This is a genomic window from Rhizobium sp. PvP014, from assembly GCF_017876855.1.
GTDB lineage: Bacteria > Pseudomonadota > Alphaproteobacteria > Rhizobiales > Rhizobiaceae > Neorhizobium > Neorhizobium soli.
This window is the reverse complement of the sequence record NZ_JAGIOT010000002.1, coordinates 62,879-86,671: the sequence shown is the minus strand read 5'-3', so window position 1 is coordinate 86,671 and position 23,793 is coordinate 62,879. Positions and strand designations below refer to the sequence as shown.

General features: G+C 61.6%; 21 protein-coding genes. 14 read left to right on the top strand and 7 right to left on the bottom strand.

Annotated features, from left to right (window positions below; genetic code table 11):
• Nucleotides 1-17 precede the first annotated feature (17 nt).
• The 5 genes from J3A65_RS04980 to coxB form a co-directional block, all read right to left on the bottom strand.
• A complete protein-coding gene (locus tag J3A65_RS04980) occupies nucleotides 18-662 on the bottom strand; it encodes a cytochrome c oxidase assembly protein (protein WP_174195757.1) in 645 nt (214 codons plus the stop codon).
• A gap of 25 nt (nucleotides 663-687) precedes the next feature.
• Complete coding sequence (locus J3A65_RS04975) at nucleotides 688-828, bottom strand: hypothetical protein (protein WP_162734883.1); 141 nt, start codon at nucleotides 826-828, stop codon at nucleotides 688-690.
• Nucleotides 825-1,781, bottom strand: a complete 957-nt coding sequence (cyoE, locus tag J3A65_RS04970) for a heme o synthase (RefSeq protein WP_209900053.1) — start codon at nucleotides 1,779-1,781, stop codon at nucleotides 825-827. The genes J3A65_RS04975 and cyoE overlap by 4 nt, the downstream gene beginning before the upstream one ends.
• Before the next feature lie 72 nt (nucleotides 1,782-1,853).
• Nucleotides 1,854-3,590 carry a cytochrome c oxidase subunit I gene (gene ctaD, locus J3A65_RS04965; RefSeq protein ID WP_209900051.1) on the bottom strand — a complete coding sequence of 579 codons (1,737 nt, stop codon included), beginning with the start codon at nucleotides 3,588-3,590 and terminating at the stop codon, nucleotides 1,854-1,856.
• 17 nt (nucleotides 3,591-3,607) lie between these two features.
• A complete protein-coding gene (coxB, locus tag J3A65_RS04960) occupies nucleotides 3,608-4,492 on the bottom strand; it encodes a cytochrome c oxidase subunit II (RefSeq protein ID WP_062453631.1) in 885 nt (294 codons plus the stop codon).
• A gap of 326 nt (nucleotides 4,493-4,818) precedes the next feature.
• On the opposite strand from coxB, the gene J3A65_RS23315 reads away from it, so the two are divergent.
• The 5 genes from J3A65_RS23315 (at nucleotide 4,819) to J3A65_RS04935 (ending at nucleotide 9,466) form a co-directional block, all read left to right on the top strand.
• Nucleotides 4,819-5,490 (top strand): invasion associated locus B family protein, encoded by a 672-nt coding sequence (locus J3A65_RS23315; protein WP_245341480.1) that lies wholly within the window; start codon nucleotides 4,819-4,821, stop codon nucleotides 5,488-5,490.
• 122 nt (nucleotides 5,491-5,612) lie between these two features.
• The gene (tldD, locus tag J3A65_RS04950; protein ID WP_192086928.1) at nucleotides 5,613-7,028 is read left to right on the top strand and encodes a metalloprotease TldD; all 1,416 of its coding nucleotides are present in this window, start codon (nucleotides 5,613-5,615) and stop codon (nucleotides 7,026-7,028) included.
• Nucleotides 7,025-7,465, top strand: a complete 441-nt coding sequence (locus J3A65_RS04945; RefSeq protein ID WP_062453634.1) for a VOC family protein — start codon at nucleotides 7,025-7,027, stop codon at nucleotides 7,463-7,465. The genes tldD and J3A65_RS04945 overlap by 4 nt, the downstream gene beginning before the upstream one ends.
• A 76-nt stretch (nucleotides 7,466-7,541) precedes the next feature.
• Complete coding sequence (locus J3A65_RS04940; protein ID WP_209900049.1) at nucleotides 7,542-8,333, top strand: sulfite exporter TauE/SafE family protein; 792 nt, start codon at nucleotides 7,542-7,544, stop codon at nucleotides 8,331-8,333.
• A gap of 71 nt (nucleotides 8,334-8,404) precedes the next feature.
• Nucleotides 8,405-9,466, top strand: coding sequence for a polysaccharide deacetylase family protein (locus tag J3A65_RS04935; protein ID WP_209900047.1), 1,062 nt, complete (start codon nucleotides 8,405-8,407; stop codon nucleotides 9,464-9,466).
• Nucleotides 9,467-9,487: 21 nt separating this feature from the next.
• Here J3A65_RS04935 and pdxH read toward each other — a convergent pair whose 3' ends face one another.
• On the bottom strand, nucleotides 9,488-10,108 hold the full coding sequence (gene pdxH, locus J3A65_RS04930; protein WP_062579430.1) for a pyridoxamine 5'-phosphate oxidase: 621 nt from the start codon (nucleotides 10,106-10,108) through the stop codon (nucleotides 9,488-9,490).
• Between the two features lie 63 nt (nucleotides 10,109-10,171).
• Here pdxH and J3A65_RS04925 point away from each other — a divergent pair, with 63 nt between their 5' ends.
• The 4 genes from J3A65_RS04925 (at nucleotide 10,172) to J3A65_RS04910 (ending at nucleotide 13,584) form a co-directional block, all read left to right on the top strand.
• Nucleotides 10,172-10,624: an RT0821/Lpp0805 family surface protein gene (locus tag J3A65_RS04925; RefSeq protein WP_244474003.1), complete on the top strand. Its 453-nt coding sequence runs from the start codon at nucleotides 10,172-10,174 to the stop codon at nucleotides 10,622-10,624.
• Nucleotides 10,625-10,847: 223 nt separating this feature from the next.
• Entirely contained in the window at nucleotides 10,848-12,017 is a 1,170-nt protein-coding gene (locus J3A65_RS04920; RefSeq protein WP_209900045.1) for a DnaJ C-terminal domain-containing protein, read from the top strand.
• Nucleotides 12,018-12,167: 150 nt separating this feature from the next.
• On the top strand, nucleotides 12,168-12,986 hold the full coding sequence (gene fabI, locus J3A65_RS04915) for an enoyl-ACP reductase FabI (protein WP_062453638.1): 819 nt from the start codon (nucleotides 12,168-12,170) through the stop codon (nucleotides 12,984-12,986).
• Nucleotides 12,987-12,993: 7 nt separating this feature from the next.
• Entirely contained in the window at nucleotides 12,994-13,584 is a 591-nt protein-coding gene (locus tag J3A65_RS04910) for a histidine phosphatase family protein (RefSeq protein ID WP_209900043.1), read from the top strand.
• 24 nt (nucleotides 13,585-13,608) lie between these two features.
• On the opposite strand, the gene J3A65_RS04905 is transcribed toward J3A65_RS04910, so the two are convergent.
• Nucleotides 13,609-13,869, bottom strand: a complete 261-nt coding sequence (locus J3A65_RS04905) for a DUF1344 domain-containing protein (RefSeq protein WP_062453640.1) — start codon at nucleotides 13,867-13,869, stop codon at nucleotides 13,609-13,611.
• A 297-nt stretch (nucleotides 13,870-14,166) separates the two neighbouring features.
• On the opposite strand from J3A65_RS04905, the gene J3A65_RS04900 reads away from it, so the two are divergent.
• The 5 genes from J3A65_RS04900 to J3A65_RS04880 all read left to right on the top strand — a co-directional run bounded on the left by J3A65_RS04900 (nucleotide 14,167) and on the right by J3A65_RS04880 (nucleotide 23,783).
• Nucleotides 14,167-17,310: an EAL domain-containing protein gene (locus J3A65_RS04900; RefSeq protein ID WP_245341479.1), complete on the top strand. Its 3,144-nt coding sequence runs from the start codon at nucleotides 14,167-14,169 to the stop codon at nucleotides 17,308-17,310.
• Between the two features lie 159 nt (nucleotides 17,311-17,469).
• On the top strand, nucleotides 17,470-18,567 hold the full coding sequence (gene aroC / locus J3A65_RS04895; protein ID WP_209900041.1) for a chorismate synthase: 1,098 nt from the start codon (nucleotides 17,470-17,472) through the stop codon (nucleotides 18,565-18,567).
• Nucleotides 18,568-18,577: 10 nt separating this feature from the next.
• Nucleotides 18,578-19,678: a 3,4-dihydroxy-2-butanone-4-phosphate synthase gene (ribB, locus tag J3A65_RS04890; protein ID WP_062453643.1), complete on the top strand. Its 1,101-nt coding sequence runs from the start codon at nucleotides 18,578-18,580 to the stop codon at nucleotides 19,676-19,678.
• A gap of 225 nt (nucleotides 19,679-19,903) precedes the next feature.
• Nucleotides 19,904-20,395 (top strand): cupin, encoded by a 492-nt coding sequence (locus J3A65_RS04885; protein WP_113166773.1) that lies wholly within the window; start codon nucleotides 19,904-19,906, stop codon nucleotides 20,393-20,395.
• 133 nt (nucleotides 20,396-20,528) lie between these two features.
• Nucleotides 20,529-23,783 carry a maltotransferase domain-containing protein gene (locus tag J3A65_RS04880; RefSeq protein WP_209900039.1) on the top strand — a complete coding sequence of 1,085 codons (3,255 nt, stop codon included), beginning with the start codon at nucleotides 20,529-20,531 and terminating at the stop codon, nucleotides 23,781-23,783.
• Nucleotides 23,784-23,793 lie beyond the last annotated feature (10 nt).

The window sequence follows — 23,793 nt, the reverse complement described above, 5'->3', positions numbered from 1 at the left end:
AAAAACGGCGGGCCATTTTAAAGCTTACTGCCCTTATCCTGCACTTCATTCCGCAAGGCCGCAACCGGCTTCGGCGGCGGTTCCTTGCCCGGATAGAAGGTGTAGGACAGGGTAATGGTCTTGATGTTCTTCGTCTCGTTCGCCTTGACGATCTCGGGATCGACGAAGAAGACGACCGGCATATCGATCGTCTGGCCCGGCTGCAGGGTCTGCTCGGTGAAGCAGAAGCACTGGACCTTGTTGAAGTAGACCGCCGCCTCCATAGGGGTGACGTTGAAGACCGCGGTTCCAGTCGTCGCCACCGGCGAACGGTTCTTCGCGGTAAACGACACCTGCCCGGTCTCACCGATCTTCAGTTCCACCGGTTTCGACGGTTTGAAATCCCAGTTCAGGCCGGGCGACACATTGGCGTCGAAGGTGACCTTGATGGTCTTGTCGAGGATGGTATCGGAATATTGCTCGCTGCGCTGCGTGGTGCCGTTATAGCCGGTGACCTGACAGAAGAGGCGGTAGAGCGGAACGGACGCGTAGGCTGCGCCCACCATGCAGGTGACGAACACCGCGCAGCCGGCAAAGATCGCGGCATTGCTGACCCGCTTTGCCTGACCATGGCCCGGCCGCTGGGCGTTGCCCTGACCATTCCCGTGAACCTCTCCTCCCATTTGCCTCCTCCTCAAGCTTTCTGGGTCAGTTGCCGACGCCGCCGACTTTGACCAGCGTCATCACGTAGAAAAGGACGACCAGCCCGGCGAGGACCAGTCCCAGCGCCACATTTCTGTTGCGGCGGGACTTTCTCTGGGCGTCGTTGAGCTTGACGGTGTCAATCATAGAAGGCTTCCGATCAGGGTCGCCACACCGGCTGCCGCGTGGTCGGCAAGCAGCGCGGAAAAGATGATGAAGAGATAGAAGATCGAGTAACCGAACATCTTGCGGGCCGGCACCATCCGCTCGTCGCCTTCGGGCATGCGCAGGACAGAGATGGAACAGGCAATGAAGATCAGGCCCAGCACGCCGGCAAAGATGCCGTAGCCGATACTGGCAAGACCTGTGAAGCTGGGCGCGACGCCGAGAACGGCCGTCAGAACCGCATAGGCGAGCATCTGGATCTTGGTGGAACGCTCGCCGGCGACGTTCGGCATCATTGGCACGCCTACCGAGCCGTAATCGCGCATCTTGTAGAGCGCCAGCGCCCAGAAATGGGCCGGCGTCCAGAGGAAGATGATGAGGAACAGGATCACGCTATCGAGCGAGATGCCGCCGGTGACGCAGGCCCAGCCGATCATGGGCGGGAAGGCGCCGGAAGCACCGCCGATGACGATGTTCTGCGGCGTCGAGCGCTTCAGCCACATCGTATAGACGACGGCGTAGAAGAAAATGGTGAAGGCGAGCAGACCGGCGGCCAGCCAGTTGACGGCGAGGCCGAGGATCGCCACCGAAAAGACCGACAGCGTGAGGCCGAAGGCAAGCGCTTCGCTCGGCCGCACGCGACCGTCAGGAATGGGGCGCTTGGCGGTGCGGGTCATGACGGCATCGATATCGGCGTCGTACCACATGTTGAGCGCGCCGGACGCGCCAGCGCCGACCGCGATACAGAGAACCGAAATTACCGCGAGCACCGGATTGAGCGTGCCGGGTGCCAGAACGAGACCTGCGAACGCCGTGAAGACGACGAGCGACATGACCCGCGGCTTCAGAAGTTCGAAGAAATCGCGCGCGCCCGCTTCAGACAGGAACAGGCCTGCGTCATTGCCGAGAGCGTCGCGATCATCGATAACTGTCATGAGACCTAAAAACCTTGCAATTTCAAGGGACAGCGCGTGTCACACGCGATGTCCCTTGTTCGGAACGCTGCCTTAGCGGATGCGCGGCAGCTGTTCCCACTGGTGGTAAGGCGGCGGCGAAGACAGCTGCCACTCGAGCGTCGTTGCACCTTCACCCCATGGATTGTCGCCGGCGACACGCTTCTTGGCGAAGGCTTCCCAGACGCCGAAGAGGAAGACCAGAACACCTGCGAAGGAGATGTAGGAACCGATCGAGGAGATGTAGTTCCAGCCCACGAAGGCATCCGGATAATCGATATAGCGGCGCGGCATGCCGGCGAGGCCGAGGAAATGCTGCGGGAAGAACACCAGGTTCACGCCCACGAACATCACCCAGAAATGCAGGTGTGCCACCTTCTCGCTATACATGTAGCCGAACATTTTCGGGAACCAGTAATACCAGCCGGCAAAGATTGCAAATACGGCGCCGAGCGACAGGACGTAGTGGAAGTGAGCCACCACGTAATAGGTGTCGTGCAGCGACCGGTCGAGGCCGGCATTGGCCAGCTGGACGCCGGTGACGCCGCCCACGGTAAACAGGAAGATGAAGCCGATCGCCCAGACCATCGGTGCCTTGAAGGTGATCGAGCCACCCCACATCGTCGCGATCCAGGAGAAGATCTTGATGCCGGTCGGCACCGCGATCACCATGGTTGCGAACACGAAGTAGCGCTGCGCATCAAGCGACAGGCCGACCGTGTACATGTGGTGGGCCCAGACGATGAAGCCGACCGCGCCGATTGCCACCATCGCATAGGCCATGCCGAGATAGCCGAAGACCGGCTTTTTCGAGAAGGTCGAGATGATGTGGCTGACGATGCCGAAGCCGGGCAGGATCAGGATGTAGACTTCCGGATGACCGAAGAACCAGAACAGGTGCTGGTAAAGGATCGGATCGCCGCCGCCTTCAGGCGAGAAGAACGTGGTTCCGAAATTGCGGTCGGTCAGCGCCATGGTGATGGCACCGGCGAGAACCGGCAGCGACAGAAGCAGCAGGAAGGCGGTGACGAGAACGGCCCAGGCAAACAGCGGCATCTTGTGCAGCGTCATGCCCGGAGCGCGCATATTGAGAATCGTCGTGATGAAGTTGATCGCGCCGAGGATCGACGAGGCGCCTGCGACGTGGAGCGCAAGGATTGCCAGATCGACGGCCGGACCCGGATGACCCGAGGTCGACAGCGGCGGATACATGGTCCAGCCGCCGCCCGCGCCATAGGCACCGGATGGTCCCTCAACGAACATCGACAGCATCAGAAGCAGGAATGCCGGGATGATCAGCCAGAAGGAAATGTTGTTCAGACGCGGGAAGGCCATGTCAGGCGCGCCGATCATGATCGGCACCATCCAGTTGGCAAAACCGCCGATCATCGCTGGCATGACCATGAAGAAGATCATGATCAGCGCGTGCGCGGTGGTGAACACGTTGTACATGTGCTTGCCGCCATCGATCGCGGCATCGCCCTCGAAACCGTAGACCATGGACGCCAGACCGTGGAAGATCTGGATGCCAGGTTCCTGCAGCTCCATGCGCATCGCAACCGACAGAAGGCCGCCGAGGACGCCCGCCATGATCGCGAAGATCAGATAGAGCGTACCGATATCCTTGTGGTTGGTCGAAAACAGCCAGCGGGCGGCAAAGCCCGGTGTGTGGGAATGATGGTCGCCATGCGCATGCGCATCGTCGTGAGACGCGCGGGCGTGGGCATCATGAGCATGGTCGTCCTGGGCGTGAGCGCCATGGGGATCCGTATGAGTGGTATGTCCGGCCATTATCGTCAGCCTCCTGATTACTTCGCAGCGACGGCAAGGCCGTCGGCGGGCTTGGCCGTGCCGGCATCGGCGACCAGTGCTTTATAAGCACCGGGAAGGTCGCTGGCGGCCTGGGCAAGCCAGGTGTTGTACTTTTCCTCGGAGACGACGTGGATGGCGATCGGCATATAGGCGTGATCCTTGCCGCAAAGCTCGGAACACTGGCCGTAATACATCCCCTCGCGATCGGCCTTGAACCAGGTCTCGTTGAGACGGCCGGGAACGGCATCGATCTTGACGCCGAAGGCCGGCATGGCGAAGGCGTGGATCACGTCGGACGGCGCTGCCGTCACCAGCATGCGTACCGTCTTGCCGACCGGAATGATCATTTCGTTGTCGACGGCAAGCAGCCGCGGATAGCGATCGATATCGGTCTTGCCGGCGGCAGCGCGATCCGGATCCTTCAGCATGTAGCTGTCGAAGGCGACGGGCGTTTCGCCGGAACCCTCATATTCGTAGTTCCACTGCCACTGGGTAGCGGTGGCCTTGACCGTCATGTCCGCATCCGGAATTTCCAGCTGTGCGTTCAGAAGGTTGAAGGACGGGATGGCGAGGAAGAACAGGATCAGCACCGGCGCCACGGTCCAGACGATCTCGATGACCGTGTTGTGGCTGGTGCGCGAGGCAACCGGATTGCGGCTGGCGCGGAACTTGACCGCAACCATGATCAGCAGCACCAGAACGAGCAATGTCACCGGCACGATGAACCAGAGCGTATAGTGCTCGAACCAGCGAATTTGGTGCATGATCGGTGACGCGGGCGCCTGCAAATCCATCTGCCATGGCCTCGGCTGGTCCGCATGGGCCAGCGAAGCCGTGAAAAGACAGATAAGCGACGCCATTGCGGCGTAAGCTCTCAACATAACGATAAACCCTCTCTCCCATGCGCCCGAGTCCCGCGATCGAACGGCATGCGGAAATCAAGCGCCTGGTTTGGTTCAATCACAGTTTGCGGGTCGTCGCAATATCTGCAGACCATTGCTCATGCGGCATTTTGAACCGGTCCACACGCGTCAGAGGCCTGCAGTTGCAGGAATATGCGGTGTTGCTTGACTGGATGCGCACGACATGGCGCCAAACCCTGCGAGTCCCATTTTCGCCGTACTCGGCTGAAAAGAGAGCGAGGCCTTTCATTTCGGCGTAGGACCGCCAAGAATAGCCACACTGATTCGTCCGTTTAGAGGTCTTCATGGGTCGTCCCTACCGCCTTCGCGCCTGCCTTGCCTTGATGCTTGCGGGGGCCGTCGCATTTCCCGCGCTCGCGCAGCAGCCGGGACCTCGGCCGACTCCCAATACCCCATCGGCACCGGCTCCTTCCGCGCCGGCTCCTGCCCCATCGGCCCCTGCCCCATCGACTGGTGCCGCACCGAAGACCGGGCAGAATGCACAGCAGGCGCCGCAAAGCCCTGCCCCCGGTTCTCCGGCACAGCCCGGCAACGTGAAGGAAAACCACGGCGCCTGGTCGATCATCTGCGACAAGCCGGCCGGTGCCTCTGTCGAGCAGTGCGCGATGATGCAGAACGTGATCGCCGAAGATAGGCCCGAAGTCGGCTTGTCCGTCGTCGTCCTCAAGACCGCCGACCGCAAGGCGCGCATCCTGCGCATTCTTGCCCCGCTTGGCGTTCTTCTGAAGGACGGCATGGAACTCTATGTCGACAGCAACAATATCGGGCGCGCCTATTTCACCCGCTGCTTCTCGGAGGGCTGCTATGTGGAAGTGGAAATCGACGACGAGCTGATGCGCATCCTTCGCGCCGGCAAGAATGCCGTGTTCGCGCTGCGCGAATCCGCTGACCAGGACCGCGTCGGCATTCCGATCGAGCTCAACGGTTTCGGCCCCGGCTACGACGCGCTTCCGTAAAGACGCTTGTTTCGGCGGATTGCCGGAACTACATCGGGCTCCAGATATATCGACTTGGGCGCGTATGCATTCGCGCCCCTCGGTCCCGAATGCACTGACGTGCGCAAGCGGAGCATAGAACAATGAACACCGACCTGATCTCCCTCTTCGATTGCGACGAGACGAAGCTGCGTTCTATCCTGAGCCAGGCGCTATCAGGCGCTGACGATGGCGAGCTCTATCTCGAGCATGCCCAGGCGGAATCGCTTTCCTTCGACAACGGTCGCCTGAAGGGTGGATCGTTCAACACCGATCAGGGTTTTGGCCTGCGTGCCGTTGCCGGCGAGGCTGTCGGGTATGCGCATGCGGGCGAGCTTTCGGCGTCCGCGCTTTCGCGTGCGTCGGATGCGGTTCGCGCCGTCACCGCCAACCATTCCGGCTCCTATGCCGCCGCACCCCAGCGCACAAATAAGAAATACTATGGCGACGAGAACCCGATCGGCTCTCCGAGCTTCGAGGCCAAGGCCAAGCTTCTGACCGAGATCGACGGTTATCTGCGCGCCAAGGATCCGAAGGTACGGCAGGTTTCGGCAAGCCTTGCTGCCAGCTGGCAGGTGGTCGACATCCTGCGCGCCGATGGGCACCGGGTGCAGGACATCCGGCCGATGACGCGCATCAACATCTCCGTCGTCGTGGGTGACGGCGACCGCCAGGAATCCGGTTCGTTCGGCACCGGCGGCCGGATCGGGTTCGGCGATTTCGTCGCGACCGGCAACTGGCAGGCAGGCGCCGACGAAGCGCTTCGCCAGGCACTCGTCAATCTCGAGGCGATCGACGCACCGGCCGGCACGATGGACGTGGTGCTTGGCAATGGCTGGCCGGGCGTGATGCTGCACGAGGCTGTCGGCCACGGGCTGGAAGGCGATTTCAACCGCAAGAAGACATCCGCCTTTGCCGGCCTGATGGGCGAGATGGTGGCAGCCCCCGGCGTCACCGTCGTCGACGACGGCACAATCGACAACCGCCGTGGATCGCTGACCGTTGACGACGAAGGCACGCCTTCTGCCTATAACGTCCTGATCGAGGACGGAAAGCTGGTTGGTTACATGCAGGACCGCCAGAATGCCCGATTGATGGGTGTGGCACCCACCGGCAACGGCCGCCGCCAGGGATATGCGCACATACCCATGCCGCGCATGACCAACACATTCATGCTGGGCGGCGACAAGTCCCCGCAAGAGATCATCGCATCGGTCAAGAAGGGCATCTATGCCGTGTCCTTCGGCGGCGGACAGGTGGACATCACCTCCGGCAAGTTCGTGTTCGGCTGCACCGAGGCCTACATGATCGAGAACGGCAAGATCGGCGCGCCGGTCAAGGGTGCGATGCTGATCGGAAACGGTCCGGATGCGATGAAGCGCATTTCGATGGTCGGCAACGACCTGAAGCTCGACACCGGCATCGGCAATTGCGGCAAGGGCGGCCAGTGGGTGCCAGTTGGCGTCGGCCAGCCGCATCTGCGGATGGATCAGGTCACGGTGGGCGGCACTAAGGCGTGACGCGGCACCGGTCCAACGCGCTGGTTCCCGAGCTCTCCGTCAGCGATTGGCGCAAAAGCTGCGATTTCTACTGCGAGCTGATCGGTTTCGATATCGTCTATGACCGTCCGGACGAAGGGTTTGCATTCCTGGCGCTTGGCCAGGCGCAACTGATGATCGACCAGATCGGTATCGGCCGAGATTTTGCTCTGCCCGACGGGGCGTCCCCCGCCTATCCGTTCGGTCGCGGCTTGAACCTGCAGATCGAGGTTCCGTCGTCGGGAGCGATCCTGACGCGGCTGCAGGCAGCGGGCGTGCCCCTTCAGCTCGAACCGGAAGACAAGTGGTATCGCCGCGGCGATCATGAGGTGGGCAATCGGCAGTTCATTGTTGCCGACCCGGATGGCTATCTGCTGCGGCTGTTCGAACATCTGGGAGAGCGGCCCCTGCCGCTCTGAACCCGTCGGCGTGACGGCTTGACACTTTCGGCCAAATCCCTGCAGTTGCCGGCTTTGTAACAGTGCAAGCCGATCCATGCCCTCCTCCACCCCCACTGCCGACATGTTCAGCCTCTGGCTTCCCGGCCATTCGCCGGGTGAACTCGCCTTCGTGTTCTCAGCGGCCATGATCGCCGGCCTTGCCCGCGGGTTCTCGGGATTTGGTGGCGCCCTGATCTTCGTCCCGCTGGCAGGCACGGCGATCGGTCCGAAACTCGCGGCGGCGCTGCTGCTGGTTATCGATGGCGTGATGACGCTCGGGATGGTGCCGGACGGCTGGCGAAGGGCAAACCGGCGCGAGGTGTTCACGATGATGATGGGTGCCGTCGTCGGCGTGCCCGTCGGTGCGGCGGCGCTGGCGCTGCTTCCCTCCGTCACCCTGCGCTGGATCATCTCGGTCGTCGTGTTGTGCCTTCTCGTGTTCCTGATCTCGGGCTGGCGCTACCACGGACGGCCTAAGGCGCCGCTGACCATCGGCGTCGGGGCGCTTGCCGGCCTGTTCGGCGGTGCGGCGCAGATGTCGGGACCACCGATCGTTGCCTACTGGCTTGGCGGCGCGACGGCACCGGGAGTCGTCAGGGCAAACCTCGTCCTCTATTTTGCGCTCGCCAGCGTCATCTCGTCCGTGTCGTATCTGATCGGCGGCATCCTGACGTTCGAGGTGCTGCTCATCGCGCTGATCGCAGGACCGGGCTACGGGATCGGGCTTTACGCGGGTTCACGGCTGTTCGGGCGTGCGAGCGAGGCGACGTTCCGGCGTATCTGCTTTTGCCTGATCGCATCCGCCGCCCTGATCGGCCTGCCGCTGTTTGACGGCATGATTCGCTAAAACAGGTCTTCAGCAACGCTTAACGGCTGACACGGTAGGTTGCATCTCGGGGTTGAACGGGCGTGGCGACGATGGTGAATTTGAAAGCAAAGTTGCCGGCGGCATGGATCCGTGGCCTGAAACGTCAGGTCACGACGACAGGTCTAGAGGCGTCGGCAGCACTCGCACGGGCCGGCATGCTGGCAGGTGCGCGCGGTCGTGGTTCTATCTTCACGCTTCATCACGTGCGCCCCAAACAATCGCTCGCGTTCCAGCCGAGCGGTCATCTGGAGGTTACCCCGGAATTCCTGGCCGATGCGATCGAACGGCTCTCGGCGGATGGATATGCGTTCGTGCCGCTGGACGAAGTGCCGGAGCGGCTTGCCAATCCAACCGGCCAGCCGTTTGCAGCCTTCACGCTTGACGATGGCTATCGTAACAACGCCGAACATGCGCTGCCGGTGTTCGAGAGATACGGCGTGCCCTTCACCGTTTTCGTCGCCCGCGGCTTTGCGGAGCGGACCCATTCGATGTGGTGGGAGACAATGGCGGACCTGATAGGTCGCGAGCGGGAGCTGAGTTTCGATTTCGGCAATGGACCCGAGCGGATCGAGCTCGGCTGTGAAGAGCAGAAGTTCGACGCCTTCGACCGGTTTGCCGATCTCGTGTTTCGCGATGACGAGGCAAGTGCCGTCTCAAGGATGAATGCGCTTGTGCGGTGCCACGGTATCGACCCGTTGCAGATGACCGCCGACCTGACGATGGATCCGGCCGAACTCCGCGAACTTTCGAGGCATAAGCTGGCAACGCTTGGCGCCCACACAATCAGTCATCGCGCCGTCGGGCGGCTGTCGGAAGCGCAGGCGCGGGCCGAGATGTCGAGTTCTGCCGACTATGTCCAAGAACTGACCGGGATACGGCCGACCACGATCGCCTATCCCTACGGCACGCGGAAGGCGGTGGGCGAGCGCGACTACCGCATCGCCCGCGACCTCGGCTTTTCGGTCGCCGTCACGACCCAGCCGGGCACGATCTGCGAAAAATGGCTGACCCGGCTGACGGGTCTGCCGCGGATTTCGCTGAACGGCCATTACCAGCGGGCGCGCTATGTGTCGGCGCTCGCCTCGGGCATTCCCTTCAAGCTTGCGCGCTAGGCGCAAGCTCTGATCGGTCGCTCACGGATACATCCGCACCTTTTCCCAGGCACCGTCTGGCGTATCGCGGCGGAATTCGATCCGGTCATGCAGGCGGAACGGTCGATCGTGCCAGAACTCGATCGACACGGGACGGATGCGGAAACCCGACCAGTGCGGTGGCCGCGGTATCTCGCCGATCGCAAATTTCGCGGTGTATTCGGCAACGGATTTTTCCAGCGCGAAACGGCCTTCGAGCGGCCGTGACTGTTTCGAGGCCCAGGCGCCGATTCGGCTTCCGCGTGGCCGCGTCGCATAATAGGCATCCGCTTCGGCATCGCTGACGATCTCGACGGGGCCGCGCAGACGCACCTGACGTCTCTGCGACTTCCAGTGAAAGACCATCGCAGCCTTTTTCTGGCCGAGAATTTCCTCGCCCTTCTGGCTTTCGAAATTCGTATAGAATACAAACCCGTCCTCGTCGTAGCCCTTCAGCAGGACCATTCGCACATTGGGAAGCCCATGTTCATCGACGGTCGCAAGCGCGACGGCGTTCGGATCGTTGATCTCGCTGGATTCGGCATCCTTCAACCACGATCCAAATAAGGTGAAGGGTTCACTTTCCTGCGTGAAGTCACCGCTTGTTAACCCGTTTTCCGACATATTGACTAAAGTGCTCCCGATCTGATGAACATGCCCGAGACACTTGGCCGGACAGGATGCAAGGTGATTGTGATAGCAAATTCGATGTGCCGTACAAAGAGCCTGAATGGCGCCAGCCTGCGAATCATCGCGATCGTCGCACTGTGCGGTTCGCTTGGCAGCTGCACCAGCATGGATGTGTTCGGCGGCGCGGACAAGGTCGATCGTAGTATCTCGACGAGCAGCATTCCCAGCAAGCCAAAAGCGGGTGATCCGCAATCGGACGAAGCCACCGTGCGCAATGCCGTGACCTCGGCCGATCTCGCCAAGGTGGGTGCGAACCCCCTTCCCTGGGCAAATTCGGCGACCGGCAGTGCCGGTGTCGTCTCCTCGATCCACGAGGACCGGAGCGCCGGCCTACTCTGCCGCGCCTTCACCACCAGCCGCCATTCCTATGAGGGAATATCGCTGTTCTCCGGTCAGGCATGCCGGACCGAAACGGGCGACTGGTCGCTCACGGCATTTGACCGCCAGTAGTGTTAAGGCCAGCACTGTGCGGTAAACGTTTTGTTTACCGTAACATGCATCAACCATCTCTCCGTAACCTCTGATTCAGCAATTCCTCCATACGGTTACTGCCTGTGATCCGGCCAGCCTCGGGGCATGAGGAACCGAAGGCTGCCGCGAGAGTTGTTGAGTTACGGGGGGTCCGGAATTGGATACGCGACCCACCGCCCCAAGCTTTACGGGTGGTTTCAAAATGCGCGATCCCTACTCTATTCTCGGCGTCAATCGGAGCGCCAACGCTGATGAGATCAAATCGGCGTGGCGTTCGAAGGCAAAGACCATTCATCCCGATCAGAACCAGGACGACCCCGACGCCGGCGAGCGATTCGCCGAGATGGGTCAGGCCTATGAAGTGCTGAAGGATCCGGAGCGGCGCAAGCGCTACGACCGCGCATCCGCTCTTCAACAGACATTCATGCAGCAGCGCCAGGCAGCCCGCGAAGCGGAACTGCGTGCCAAGGCTTCCCGCGAGCGCGCGGCAAAAGTGATGGAAGAGCTTGCCCGTGCCAGCGCCAAGCGGGCGCAGGCCGAAGTGCTTCAATCCCAGGCGCAGCAGCAACAGCAGAACGGCAAGGCCCGCGGCGATGCTCCGCCGGAACCGGCCGAAGACATGGTCGAGCGTATCTTCGGCGTCTCGCCAGACGGCCAGACCGCCGACTCCGGACCGAAAAAAACCGCAGACGAGGCGTCGACCGCGCAGGCCGCTCGTCCATCGTCGAAAAGCGACGCGACAGGAGCCGATGCAGCGGATGAGGGACCCGGCAGCCGCCCGGCCCCGCCGACCACCGGCATGGGTTCCGGTCTTCTCAACACGCTGCTGCGGCGCATCCGCGGCGAAACCGTGACCGTTCTCGAAACGGCGCCGGATCTTCTGGCCGAAGCGGTCGTGACGATCGAAGACCTTCTCAACAGGGGTTCGGTCATCGTGCATTCCAGCGACGATCGTGACGTGCGCGTTTCGCTTTCCGCGGGCATGACCGAGGGTCATGTTGTGCGGCTGAAGGGCCAGGGGCTGAAGCTTCCCGGGATGAAGCAGGGCGATCTCGTGGTGACCCTGAAAGTGGCCAAGCATGCGGATTTCCGGGTGAGCGGTTTCGATATCCACACCATTTTGCCGATCTCTCTCGAAGACGCCGTTCTCGGCGCCGAGCCGATGCTGAAGACGCCTGAAGGCGAGCAGACGATCGCGGTTCCCGCATGGTCGGGGTCCGATCAGGCAATCCGGCTGGAAGGCATGGGGCTCTACAACGATGCAGGCGGCCGCGGCGATCTGGTGGCGGAACTGCGCATTGTGCTTCTCGAAAAGCCCGACCCGAAGGTGACCGATCTGATGCGCCACATGCGCCACGGGCTGTATCTGTAAGACATCGATCCCCAACCGGTTCCGGCGACAGCTGAAACGTTGGCCTCCCCGTTCGCCAAAGAGTGGGCGTATGAGTTGGTATCCGCAAGCTTGAACCCTTGCCCTGCCTATGTCATAGGCAAGGCCAAATCGAGTTTCCAGGGGATATTCATGGTTCAGGCTTCCGGCCTCATGTCAGGCAAACGCGGCGTCGTCATGGGTGTCGCCAACAATCGCTCCATTGCATGGGGCATTGCCAAGGCCATTCACGATCAGGGTGGCGAAGTTGCTCTGACCTATCAGGGCGACGCCCTGAAGAAGCGGGTCGAACCGCTCGCTGCCGAAATCAACGCTTTCATGGCCGGCCACTGCGATGTGAGCGACGAGTCGACCATCGATGAGGTGTTCGCCAACATCGAGAAGAAGTGGGGCAAGATCGACTTCTTCGTGCATGCGATCGGCTTCTCCGACAAGGATGAGCTGACCGGCCGTTATGTCGATACGACGCCTGACAACTTCGCCAAGACGATGCAGATCTCGGTCTACTCCTTTACGTCGGCCGCACGCCGCGCCGAAAAGCTGATGACGGACGGCGGCGCCATGCTGACGCTGACCTATTACGGTGCCGAGAAGGTGATGCCGAACTATAACGTCATGGGCGTTGCCAAGGCGGCACTTGAAGCCAGCGTCAAATACCTGGCCGTTGACCTCGGACCAAAGAATATCCGCGTCAACGCGATCTCGGCCGGCCCGATCAAGACGCTTGCTGCGTCCGGCATCGGCGACTTCCGCTATATCCTCAAATGGAACGAGTATAACGCACCGCTTCGCCGCACGGTCACGATCGAGGAAGTGGGCGATGTCGGCCTTTATCTTCTGTCGAACCTGTCGCGCTCCGTCACCGGTGAAATCCACCATGCCGATAGCGGATATCACGCCATTGGAATGAAGGCCGTCGACGCGCCTGACATTTCCGTCGTGAAGGACTGAGCGCCCCGTGCTTCTCTACGTCATCCGTCACGGCCAGACGGACTGGAACGCTGAAGGCCGGCTTCAGGGTCAGAAGGATATTCCTCTGAACGATACGGGCCGCCTTCAGGCTACCGGCAATGGTGAAGCGCTGAAAGAACTGCTCGGCGACGATGTCGCCAATTTTGACTTCGTGGCAAGCCCGCTCTCGCGCACTCGCGAGACGATGGAGCGGCTGCGCACAGCGATGGGGCTCGATCCCCTCGCCTACCGGACCGACGACCGGCTGGTGGAAGTTTCGTTCGGCGACTGGGAAGGCCAGACGCTGGCCGAAGTCAAAAAACTCGAGCCCGAGCTGCTGAAGGAAAGAAAGCGCCAGAAATGGAGCTTCATTCCGCCGGGCCAAACTGCCGAGAGCTACGAAATCCTGTCATGGCGCATCGGCGCCTGGATGCAGTCTCTGACCGGTCCGACCGTGGCGGTCGCCCATGGCGGCGTCATCAGGTCGATCTTTCGCCTGATCGGCGGCGTGGGAGAAGAAGAAGCATCGTCTATCGCCATCCATCAGGACCGTATCCTGAAAGTCGAGCCGCTCGACGGCCGGATGGAATGGCTGTAAGCCGCTGAGGCCCGGTTCCGGCCCTTACTGTACGATTTCGAGATCGTCCACGACGCGGTTGCCATCGACGACCGTGTAGAACACCAGAACCTTGACGCCTGCCTTCAGGCCCTCGAAGTTGAACTCTTCCGGCACCTTGTAGGTCTTGCCGTCGTCCAGCGTCAGGCTGAGCGACTTGGCGTCGATCGTCTTGATCGTCGCCTCGACGTCCACGCTCTGCGCCCAAGTGCTCAGCGGCGAGAAAACACCGGCGGTCGCAAGCAAGGCAGCAATGAGGATACGCATGATGAAGATCCCTGGAACAAACGGTCTGTACTAATTCGGTGCAAGATAGCCTGCCGATTGTGGCGAAAATTGCTCGCCAGCATGACATTTTCGCTACAAACAACAGTTTGATTATTAACCATATTCTTCCGAATTCAAGACGTCTTAAGACCAAATCGAACGTTTAGTGACCGCGTTTACCAACTATTTGCAATAAAACGCAGCTTCACAGCTCTAAGGCGGATGTGGAATGGGAAATTAACTGCGCCACAATACAGTTATACCCGGTCACAAGAGTTAACGAGAAGGTGTTCAGTTTTGGCGCTCTGGCGTTCCTCCATTACCGAAAGGTTTCGCCCTTTCAGCAGTGCATGCGCGCCTGCCGTCGCAGCCTTCCTCGTTTCGCTGACAGTTATCGTCACCGCGGTGGTCCTCGATCACCGATTCGTGCAGAAACATCGCGACGATATTCACGCCGCCACGACACGCGCGGCCGGCACGGCGGCCCGTCAGATCGCCTCGCGGCTGGAGCTTGATTTCGCGGTCGCCGATAGCCTGCGCAATGCGTTGATCGGTCAGGCAGGATACAAGCCCAACGATATGCAGACCGCTGCTCGTCAGGCACTCGCCGACCTGCCGCACCTTTCCGCAGTGATCGCGGCACCGGGATTCACACCAACGACCTTCTTCCGCCGCGACAGCTTGGCCGGTGAGACCGGTATCGATCTTGCTGGTCTTAAGGCGGATCTCGACCGGGCCGGCAACAAGGCGCGCCCAAGCGTGCTGACCGGATCGCAGACGGGCAGGCTTACCCTCATCATTCCGGTGCCTTCCGCCAGCGGACAGGAAGCCGGGCTCTGGGGCGCTCTGGTTCTCGTCCTCGATGTCGCCGATCTGCTTGATCCCGCGACACGCCCTCAGGTTGGCGACGCGGCACAAACGTCCGAGACGGTCTTCGACTGGCTCGATCTCGCGCTCGTCGACAACAGTCGAGTCGACCAGGCCGTGTTTTACGGCAATGAAGCGGTAAAGGGCGGCGATCCGGTCCGGTGGTCGATCACCGTCAAGGGTACGGACTGGCAGATCCTTGCGGCGCCGCGCGTCGGCTGGAATGCTTCGCCCGCCGGTCAGATGCGGTTCCGGTTGATCCTGGCGCTGGCATCGCTTGCGATCGTCTTGCCGGTGCTCATTGCGACCTCGCTGATTTCGGAACGCAACCGGCATATCGAGACGCTGCGGCTGCGCGAAAACAAGCTGTTTGCACTGTCGCGACGGTTCGGGCTTGCCATGGAAGCGTCGATGATGGGCATCTGGGAAGTGATCGATGAGGGTGTGCAGCTCTCCTGGGACGATCGCTCCGCCGCTCTCCACGCCAATCCGTCCGCCACCACCGGCAACCGGTTCGATGACTGGATGGCATCGATCGCGCCTGAGGACAGGGCTGTCGCGGAAGCGCATCTCTTTACAGTTCTCTGCACCGACAGCCCATCGACCGAGACCTATCGCCTGATCCTGCCCGGCGGCGACATCCGGCATCTTCGCTCCGCCGGCGCGAGGGTTCAGAACGAGCGCGGCATCCAGGCGACCGGCATCGTCTGGGACGTCACCGCCGACGTGACGATGGCACAGACCCTGCGCGACGCGAAAGACAATAGCGAGGTCAAGAATGCCGAGCTCGAACTGGCACTCGACGAATTGTCGGACCGGGAGCAGGAACTGGAAGGTCTGTCGCGCAAGCTCGACCTCGCACTCGGTTCCTACGGATGCGGCGTCTGGGAATATGATCCGGCAACCGGCAGCGAGATATGGGACGCTCGCATGTGCCAGCTTTATGGCGTTGCCCCGATTGCCGGCCCCCTTCCCCACGACTTCTGGCTGTCTCTGCTGGTTCCGGAGGATCGCCAAAGTGCTCTTGACGCGGCAATGCGTTACCTTTCCGGCGACGTCGAGGAGGCTCTGATCGTTCGCGTGCCGCAATCTGACGGCAGCCTCCGCTATATCCGGTCCGTCGGTCAGCTGGTGATCGGTCGCGACGGTTCACGCAAGCTTATCGGCCTCGCCTTCGACGTGACCAAGGACGCGGTGATGACGACCGAGCTCAAGTCTGCAAAAGCGGAATCGGATGCTCGCAATGTCGAGCTTCAGATGGCCAAGACCCGCATCGAGCACAATGCGCTGCACGACCCGCTGACGATGCTTGGGAATCGCCGCAAACTGGACATGGAACTCGACCACCTCTCGCGTGCAAGCCAGGTGGAGCGGCAGAAGTTCTTCATCCTTCATCTCGACCTCGACCGGTTCAAGCAGATCAACGACACGATGGGCCATGCCGCCGGTGACGCGATGCTGGTGCATTCATCCCGGATCCTGTCCCGCAACGTGCGTGACGAGGATATCGTTGCGCGGATCGGCGGCGACGAGTTCGTCATCCTGATGAACAATTCCGCATCCATCGAGGACGTGGCCGAGCTTTCGCAGCGGATCATCGCCGAGTTTCGTCAGCCCTTCGACTTCGACGGCTTTTCCTGCCGGTGCGGCGTTTCGATCGGCATTGCGCAGGCAACCGGTCTCAATGTCGATGCACGACGCACGCTGGTCAACGCCGACATCGCGCTCTACCGAGCCAAGGGCCTCGGCCGCAACCGTTTCGAATTCTTCACGCTCGACCTGCAGGAAGAGATCGTCAGCCACAAACGGACCGCCGACGAAGTGCTCTCGGCGATCGACAACGGCGAGTTCGTGACCTGGTACCAGCCGCAGTTTTGCGCCAGAACCGGTGAACTGACCGGGGCCGAGGCGCTGCTGCGCTGGAACCATCCGCATCACGGCATCCTCGCGCCAGCGCGGTTCCTGAGGATCGCGGAAGACCTCAACGTGTCGGCGGTGCTCGACCAGATCGTGCTTGAGACGGTGCTGAAGGACAAGATGCGCTGGACCGCGCTCGGCCTCAAGGTGCCGAAGGTCTCCGTCAACGTCTCGTCGAAGCGGCTGCATGACGAAAACCTGATCGCCAACCTCGAGTCGCTGTCCATCACACCCGGCGAAATCTGTTTCGAGCTGGTGGAGTCGATTTTCCTCGACGACGGCGACGTGTCGGTATCGGGCAATATCGAACGCATAAAGGGAATGGGCATCGACATCGAGATCGACGATTTCGGGACCGGCCATACCTCGATCGTCTCGCTGCTAAAGCTGAAACCGAAGCGGCTTAAGATCGACCGGCAGCTGGTGATGCCGATCCTCGAAGCGCCGCAGGAGCGGACCATGGTTCGCTCGATCGTCGACATTGCCCGCTCGCTTGGCATCGACACGGTGGCGGAAGGTGTGGAGACGATGCAGCATGCGGAATTGCTGCGCGAACTCGGCTGCGACCTTCTGCAGGGCTATGCCTTTGCCAAGGCCCTGCCCTTTGACGAATTCGTTGAGGCGGCCAGAGCCGACTGGCTCAAACAGGCGGCATGAATGGCACCGAATGGCCGGCCGTGCATCCATGTCCGGGATCGACAGCCCGATATGGGGCAAGAAGGGCTTGTCGCCCGCCGACCTTTTCCATAAGACATCCGCGTCAAAGTTTGACGTCCAAGATTGACGGAGGCGGCCCCTCCGAAGCCGGTTAGTGAAATGTCGCACAATACTTTCGGTCATCTTTTCCGTGTCACGACCTGGGGCGAAAGCCACGGGCCGGCGCTCGGCTGCGTCGTGGACGGATGCCCTCCCGGCCTGCGCTTCACGCTTGCCGAAATCCAGGCCTGGATGGACAAGCGCAAGCCCGGACAGTCGCGTTTCGTGACCCAGAGGCGCGAGGACGATATCGTCAAGATCCTCTCCGGCGTGATGATGGATGCCGACGGCGAGACGATGATCTCGACCGGCACCCCGATCTCCATGCTGATCGAGAATACCGACCAGCGCTCCAAGGACTACGGCGAGATCGCCCGCAGCTATCGCCCCGGCCATGCGGATTTTGCCTACGATCTCAAATACGGAATTCGAGATTACCGCGGTGGCGGCCGCTCATCGGCCCGCGAGACGGCAGCGCGTGTGGCGGCCGGCGCGATTGCCCGCAAGGTCGTGCCGGGAATGACCGTGCGCGCAGCCTTGGTGCAGATCGGCAAGCACAAGATCAACCGTGACAACTGGGACTGGGGCCAGGTCAACGAGAACCCGTTCTTCTGCCCCGACCCTGAGATGGTGCCTGTCTGGGAAACCTATCTCGACGGCATCCGCAAGGCCGGATCGTCGATCGGCGCGATCGTCGAGGTGGTGGCGGAGGGCGTTCCCGCAGGGCTTGGCGCACCGATCTATGCCAAGCTCGACCAGGAAATTGCTTCCGGCCTGATGTCGATCAATGCCGTGAAGGCCGTCGAGATCGGCGATGGTTTTGCCGCCGCCGAGCTTTCCGGCGAGGACAATGCCGACCAGATGCGGATGGGCAACGATGGCCAGCCTATCTTCCTCTCCAATCATGCCGGCGGCATCCTCGGGGGCATTTCGACCGGCCAGCCGATCATTGCCCGCTTCGCCATCAAGCCGACCTCGTCGATCCTGAGCGAGCGCCAGTCGATCGACGCTGACGGCAACAATGTGGATATTCGCACCAAGGGTCGCCACGATCCTTGCGTCGGCATCCGCGCCGTGCCGATCGGGGAGGCGATGATGGCCTGCACGATCGCCGACCATTTTCTCCGTGACCGGGGTCAGACCGGTAAAACCCGCTAGGAATCATCACATGCCCTACGATCAGAAGCGCGTCGTCGACGCCATCCGCGCCTTCGAAGCCGGCGAAATCGTCGTTGTTACCGATGACGACGGACGCGAAAACGAAGGCGATCTGATCGTCGCTGCGGTTCACTGCACGCCGGAAAAGATGGCCTTCATCGTGCGCCACACGTCCGGTATCGTCTGCACGCCGATGCCGCGCAGCGAAGCCAAGCGCCTGAACCTCAATGCCATGGTGGCGGAAAACGACAGCGCGCATACGACGGCCTTCACCGTAACGGTGGATTTCAAGCACGGCACGACGACCGGCATCTCCGCCGACGACCGGACGCTGACGGTGCGCAACCTTGCCAACCCGAATGTCGGCCCGGCCGACTTCGTGCGTCCCGGCCACATCTTCCCGCTGATCGCCCGCGAAGGCGGCGTTCTGATGCGGTCCGGCCATACGGAAGCGGCCGTCGACCTGTGCAAGCTCGCCAACCTGCCGCCGATCGGCGTGATCTGCGAACTCGTCAACGACGACGGCACGGTGACGCGCGGTCCTCAGGTGACGGAGTTTGCGATCACCCATGGCCTGAAGCAGGTGTCCGTTGCCGATCTCATCGCCTATCGCCAGCGCAAGGAAACGTTGATCGAGCTGCACGGCACGTTCGACATCGAGACCCCGAAGGGCAAGGCCAAGGCACACGCCTACTCCCTGCCCTGGGAGACGATGCAGCACGTCGCCATCGTGTTTGGAGATATCAGGGACGGCGTCGACATTCCGGTCCGCCTTCATCTGGAAGACGTGGCGCGCGATGTGTTCGGCGCGGCGCGCTCCGTGGACCGTTACATGGCAAAGATCGCCGACGAGGGTCGCGGCGTCATCATCTATCTGCGCGAGGGTTCGGTTGGCGTCGGTGCCAGCACGACGTCGCGCAAGGTCCGCTTCGGTGAGGAATCGCACGCGGAGGCCAAGGTCCGCGACAGCGAGTGGCTGGAAATCGGCCTCGGCGCCCAGATCCTGCGCGATCTCGGCGTGTCTTCGATCAAGCTTCTGACCAGAAGCGAACGTCATTACGTCGGCCTCGAAGGGTTCGGCATCCAGATCGCCGAGACCGTGATCTGCTGAACGGCCACTGAGCGGAGCGCGTTTCCGTGCTGACCTTTTGAAATAGAGGTTGTCGCGGGAACATCGCATTTGCGCACGGGTTCAGTCTCAGGACGTTGCTGGAAAATGCCGGCGACGTCCGACAGACGCAACCGTGCAAGGATCAAGTCCGTGACCCGAAGCCTGAACATCGTTCCGCCAGCCCTCGATCCCGCCGTCTCCGCTGGAAGGACGACCGTCGAGAGCATGACGTTTCCGCCGAGCGGCTTCGTGCCCAACCACCCCCACCTTCCGGCTCTGATCTACCGCAACGCCCTTACCATCGACCCTCTGGTCGGCGACCCCGCCAGCCTGTTCGAAGACCTTTTTGCGAAAAACGGCTGGCAGGGCATCTGGCGCGATGGCGTATTCGATTATCAGCACTACCACACGGGCGCCCACGAGGTCCTCGGCATCGCAAATGGTCGCGGCCTGCTGCTGATCGGCGGTCCGGATGGCACCGAAATCTCAGTCCATGGCGGCGATTGCATCGTGTTGCCGGCCGGCACCGGGCACATGCGGCTGGAAGCCAGCCGCGACTTCGTGGTTGTCGGCGCCTATCCGCCAGGACAGCGTGCGGATCTCCAGACCGGACCCGCGGATTCTGAGGGTCTCAGCCGAATTTCGAGCCTTCCCTTGCCGCAGACCGATCCGCTTCGTGGCCGCGACGGCCCCCTCCTTCGGCACTGGGTCCGTTAGGGTTCATTCATGTACATCTAATGCGTGCGCAAAAATCCGATAGGCACAATTTTATCGGAACAAGCACAGCAGCCTTGCAGTTACCCCGCTGATCGCCACCCGCTCTACGGCCCGGCAACCCAAGGCTATAAAGATGAACACGCGTCCTCAATTCGCCTCGTCCACCCCGCTGTCAAAGCTCCCGCCGCAAATCTACTACGTGCATCCTCTCATGCTCAAAGGCTTGCAGGATTGGCGCCAGGTTTTTGCCCATGCGAAGGATCTCGGCTTCGATACGGTCCTCAGTGCGCCGCTGTTTGCACGCGGCGCGGACACGAGCATTTTCGTCAGCGGAGACCTGGACAGGCTTGATCCGGCGCTGGGACTTGGGGAAAGCATCGACGATGGCGTGAAGGCACTGACAGGTGCCGCTAAAGAGCATGGCATCAAGCTGATGCTCGACATTGCCGTCGATCGTATCGCCGATGCGTCAAACCAAGGCAGCGCCGTCGTATTCGACCCGCGTCGCTCGCCGCAGGAAAGCGGCAGCCGCACGATCGATATCACTCATGAAACGCACCTGCTTGATGACTGGCGCCGCCGACTGGCGCGGCTGGCCGGGCTTGGCATCGCCGGCTTCCGATGCATCGGCATTGGCAAGGTCGCGCCCGACGTCTGGAAGGGCCTGATCGCTGCGGCCCGCAGTGCCGTCTCTGACACCGTCTTCCTTGCCTGGACGCCCGGCACCAGTTTTGAAGATCGCAAGGCGCTCAAGGGCGTCGGCTTTGACGGCAGCTTTTCGTCCTTTGCCTGGTGGAACATGGAGGAACGCTGGATCCTCGACGAATACGAGGTGCAGCGCGAACTCGGCTACCAGATCACCTTTCCGGAAGCCCCGTTCGGCAAGCGCATGGCGCATGGCATTGACGGAACCGAAGTGTCGGAGCGCCGAGCGGTCCGGGCCCTGAAGCTCGCGTCGACCTTCGCCAGCGGCCTCATGGTGCCGATGGGCTTCGAATACGGCTCATCCATCCCGCTCGACCCGCTGACCGGTGACGGAATGGGTCTGCGTGGGCTCAAGGACCAGGGCGTGTTCGACCTGTCGAGCGACATCCGTGCCATCAATGCCGCGCCGAACAAGACATCGGCCGGGTTTGGCCGCCAGCCGCTGAGGCTGATTTCCACCAGCCAGACCCAGGCTGTGGCGCTCTTGCAGACCGACCATGAGGATATCCGTGCATCTTCGAAGATCCGCGTCGTCATGCTGAACCGCGATTTGCGCAGGGTCACCAAGGCTCCGTTCAACGTGCTACGTGAAGCAGCATCCCCTTTCCTGCCGCTGACGGCGCCGGGGAATGACGCCGACATTTTTGCGCCCGATCTCATGCTGAAGCCGGGCGAACTGCGCGTTTTCGAAGGCCATGCCTCGCAGCCGATCATCGAAGCTGTTCCGGTTTCCACCGCAGCCGAAGCCGCTGCAACACCGCGGCTGGCGATCGAGAAAATCACTCCGTCGGTCGATGACGGTCGCTTTGTGGTGAAGCGGGTTGTCGGCGAGACGGTCAAGGTCGAAGCCGACGTGTTCGGCGACGGGCACGATCCGCTGTCGGCATCGGTGATGTGGCGTGCGGCCGACGAGGACCAGTGGACCGAAGTGCCGATGACGCTCGTCGTCAACGACCGCTGGGCGGCGGAGTTTCCGCTAAAGCGGATGGGTCGCCACGAGTTTGCGATCGAGGCCTGGAAGAACCCCTTTCAGATCTTCCGCTACGAATTCACCAAGAAGCACGAGGCGCGGCTCGATCTGCGGCTGGAGATCCAGGAAGGCATCAATCTGGTGCTTGATGCGCTGGATCATGCCACGGGTGACCTCAAGACCGAGCTGAAGGTGCTGTTCGACACGCTGACGGCGCAGGACGATCCCAAGCGGATCGAAACGCTACTGCTGGCCGACACGGCCGAGCTGATGGTGGAAGGCGACCGCCGCCCGCATCGGGTTCGCTCAACCTCGATCCCGGTCGATGCCGAGCGGACGGCCGCAGCGTTTGCGAGCTGGTTCCAGGTGTTCCCGCGCTCCCAGAGCGGCGATGCGAACCGTCACGGCACGTTCGACGACGTGATTGCGCGGCTGCCGGCGATCCGGGAGATGGGCTTTGATGTCCTCTACTTCCCGCCGGTGCATCCGATCGGTTCGACCAACCGCAAGGGCAAGAACAACACGCTGACGCCGGCCCCTGATGATCCGGGCAGCCCATACGCGATCGGCTCGGAAGATGGCGGCCATGACGCGATCCATCCGGAGCTCGGCACGTTCGAGGATTTCCGCCGGCTGGTGGATGCCGCCAAGGAGCACGGGCTGGAGCTCGCTCTCGACCTCGCGATCCAGGCCTCGCCCGACCATCCGTGGCTCAAGTCCAATCCCGGCTGGTTCGACTGGCGGCCTGACGGCACGATCCGCTATGCCGAAAACCCTCCGAAGAAGTACGAAGACATCGTCAACGTCGATTTCTACGCCAAGGACGCTGTTCCTTCGCTGTGGATCGAACTGCGTGACGTCGTCCAGAAGTGGGTCGATAACGGCGTCAAGCTGTTCCGCGTCGACAATCCCCATACGAAGCCGTTCCCGTTCTGGGAATGGATGATCGCCGACATCCGCTCGCGCCATCCAGACGTCGCCTTCCTGTCGGAAGCGTTTACGAAGCCGAAGGTGATGTACCGCCTCGCCAAGGTCGGGTTCTCGCAGTCCTATACGTACTTCACCTGGCGCAATGCCAAGTGGGAGCTCGAGCAGTATATGCGCGAGATCACGACCGAAGAGCCGAAGGAATTCTTCCGTCCGCACTTCTTCGTCAACACGCACGATATCAACCCGGATTTCCTGCAGAACGCACCGCGTCCGGCCTATCTGATCCGTGCGGCGCTGGCTGCCACGCTGTCGGGCCTCTGGGGCGTCTATAACGGCTTCGAGCTTTGCGAAGGACGCCCGGACGCCAAGCGCAAGGAATATGCGGACTCCGAGAAGTACGAGATCCGTGCCTGGGATTACGACCGTCCGGGTCACATCAAGGGCGAGATCGCCCTTCTCAACCGCATCCGCCGCGAGAACCCGGCGCTGCATTCGCATCTCGGTCTGCAGCTCCTGCCCGCCTGGAACGACAACATCATGTTCTTCGAAAAGGCCAGTGCCGGCCGCGAGAACGTGCTGCTGATCGCCGTCAACCTCGATCCGCACAATGCGCAGGAAGCGGATATCGAACTGCCGCTGTGGTCGTTCGGCCTGCCGGATCATGGAACCCTAGATCTTGAGGATGTCATCGGCGGCGATCGCTTCTCATTGACCGGCAAGGTGCAGCGCATCCGCCTCGACCCTCACTCCGGCCTGCCATTCTCCATCTGGCGCGTCCGTTAAAGACAAGAAT

Coding starts and splice junctions, on each gene's coding strand:
- J3A65_RS04980 (WP_174195757.1), bottom strand. CDS start 662: ATGGGAGGAGAGGTTCACGGGAATGGTCAGGGCAACGCCCAGCGGCCG.
- J3A65_RS04975 (WP_162734883.1), bottom strand. CDS start 828: ATGATTGACACCGTCAAGCTCAACGACGCCCAGAGAAAGTCCCGCCGC.
- cyoE (WP_209900053.1), bottom strand. CDS start 1,781: ATGACAGTTATCGATGATCGCGACGCTCTCGGCAATGACGCAGGCCTG.
- ctaD (WP_209900051.1), bottom strand. CDS start 3,590: ATGGCCGGACATACCACTCATACGGATCCCCATGGCGCTCACGCCCAG.
- coxB (WP_062453631.1), bottom strand. CDS start 4,492: ATGTTGAGAGCTTACGCCGCAATGGCGTCGCTTATCTGTCTTTTCACG.
- J3A65_RS23315 (WP_245341480.1), top strand. CDS start 4,819: ATGGGTCGTCCCTACCGCCTTCGCGCCTGCCTTGCCTTGATGCTTGCG.
- tldD (WP_192086928.1), top strand. CDS start 5,613: ATGAACACCGACCTGATCTCCCTCTTCGATTGCGACGAGACGAAGCTG.
- J3A65_RS04940 (WP_209900049.1), top strand. CDS start 7,542: ATGCCCTCCTCCACCCCCACTGCCGACATGTTCAGCCTCTGGCTTCCC.
- J3A65_RS04935 (WP_209900047.1), top strand. CDS start 8,405: ATGGTGAATTTGAAAGCAAAGTTGCCGGCGGCATGGATCCGTGGCCTG.
- pdxH (WP_062579430.1), bottom strand. CDS start 10,108: ATGTCGGAAAACGGGTTAACAAGCGGTGACTTCACGCAGGAAAGTGAA.
- J3A65_RS04920 (WP_209900045.1), top strand. CDS start 10,848: ATGCGCGATCCCTACTCTATTCTCGGCGTCAATCGGAGCGCCAACGCT.
- fabI (WP_062453638.1), top strand. CDS start 12,168: ATGGTTCAGGCTTCCGGCCTCATGTCAGGCAAACGCGGCGTCGTCATG.
- J3A65_RS04905 (WP_062453640.1), bottom strand. CDS start 13,869: ATGCGTATCCTCATTGCTGCCTTGCTTGCGACCGCCGGTGTTTTCTCG.
- aroC (WP_209900041.1), top strand. CDS start 17,470: ATGTCGCACAATACTTTCGGTCATCTTTTCCGTGTCACGACCTGGGGC.
- ribB (WP_062453643.1), top strand. CDS start 18,578: ATGCCCTACGATCAGAAGCGCGTCGTCGACGCCATCCGCGCCTTCGAA.
- J3A65_RS04885 (WP_113166773.1), top strand. CDS start 19,904: ATGACGTTTCCGCCGAGCGGCTTCGTGCCCAACCACCCCCACCTTCCG.
- J3A65_RS04880 (WP_209900039.1), top strand. CDS start 20,529: ATGAACACGCGTCCTCAATTCGCCTCGTCCACCCCGCTGTCAAAGCTC.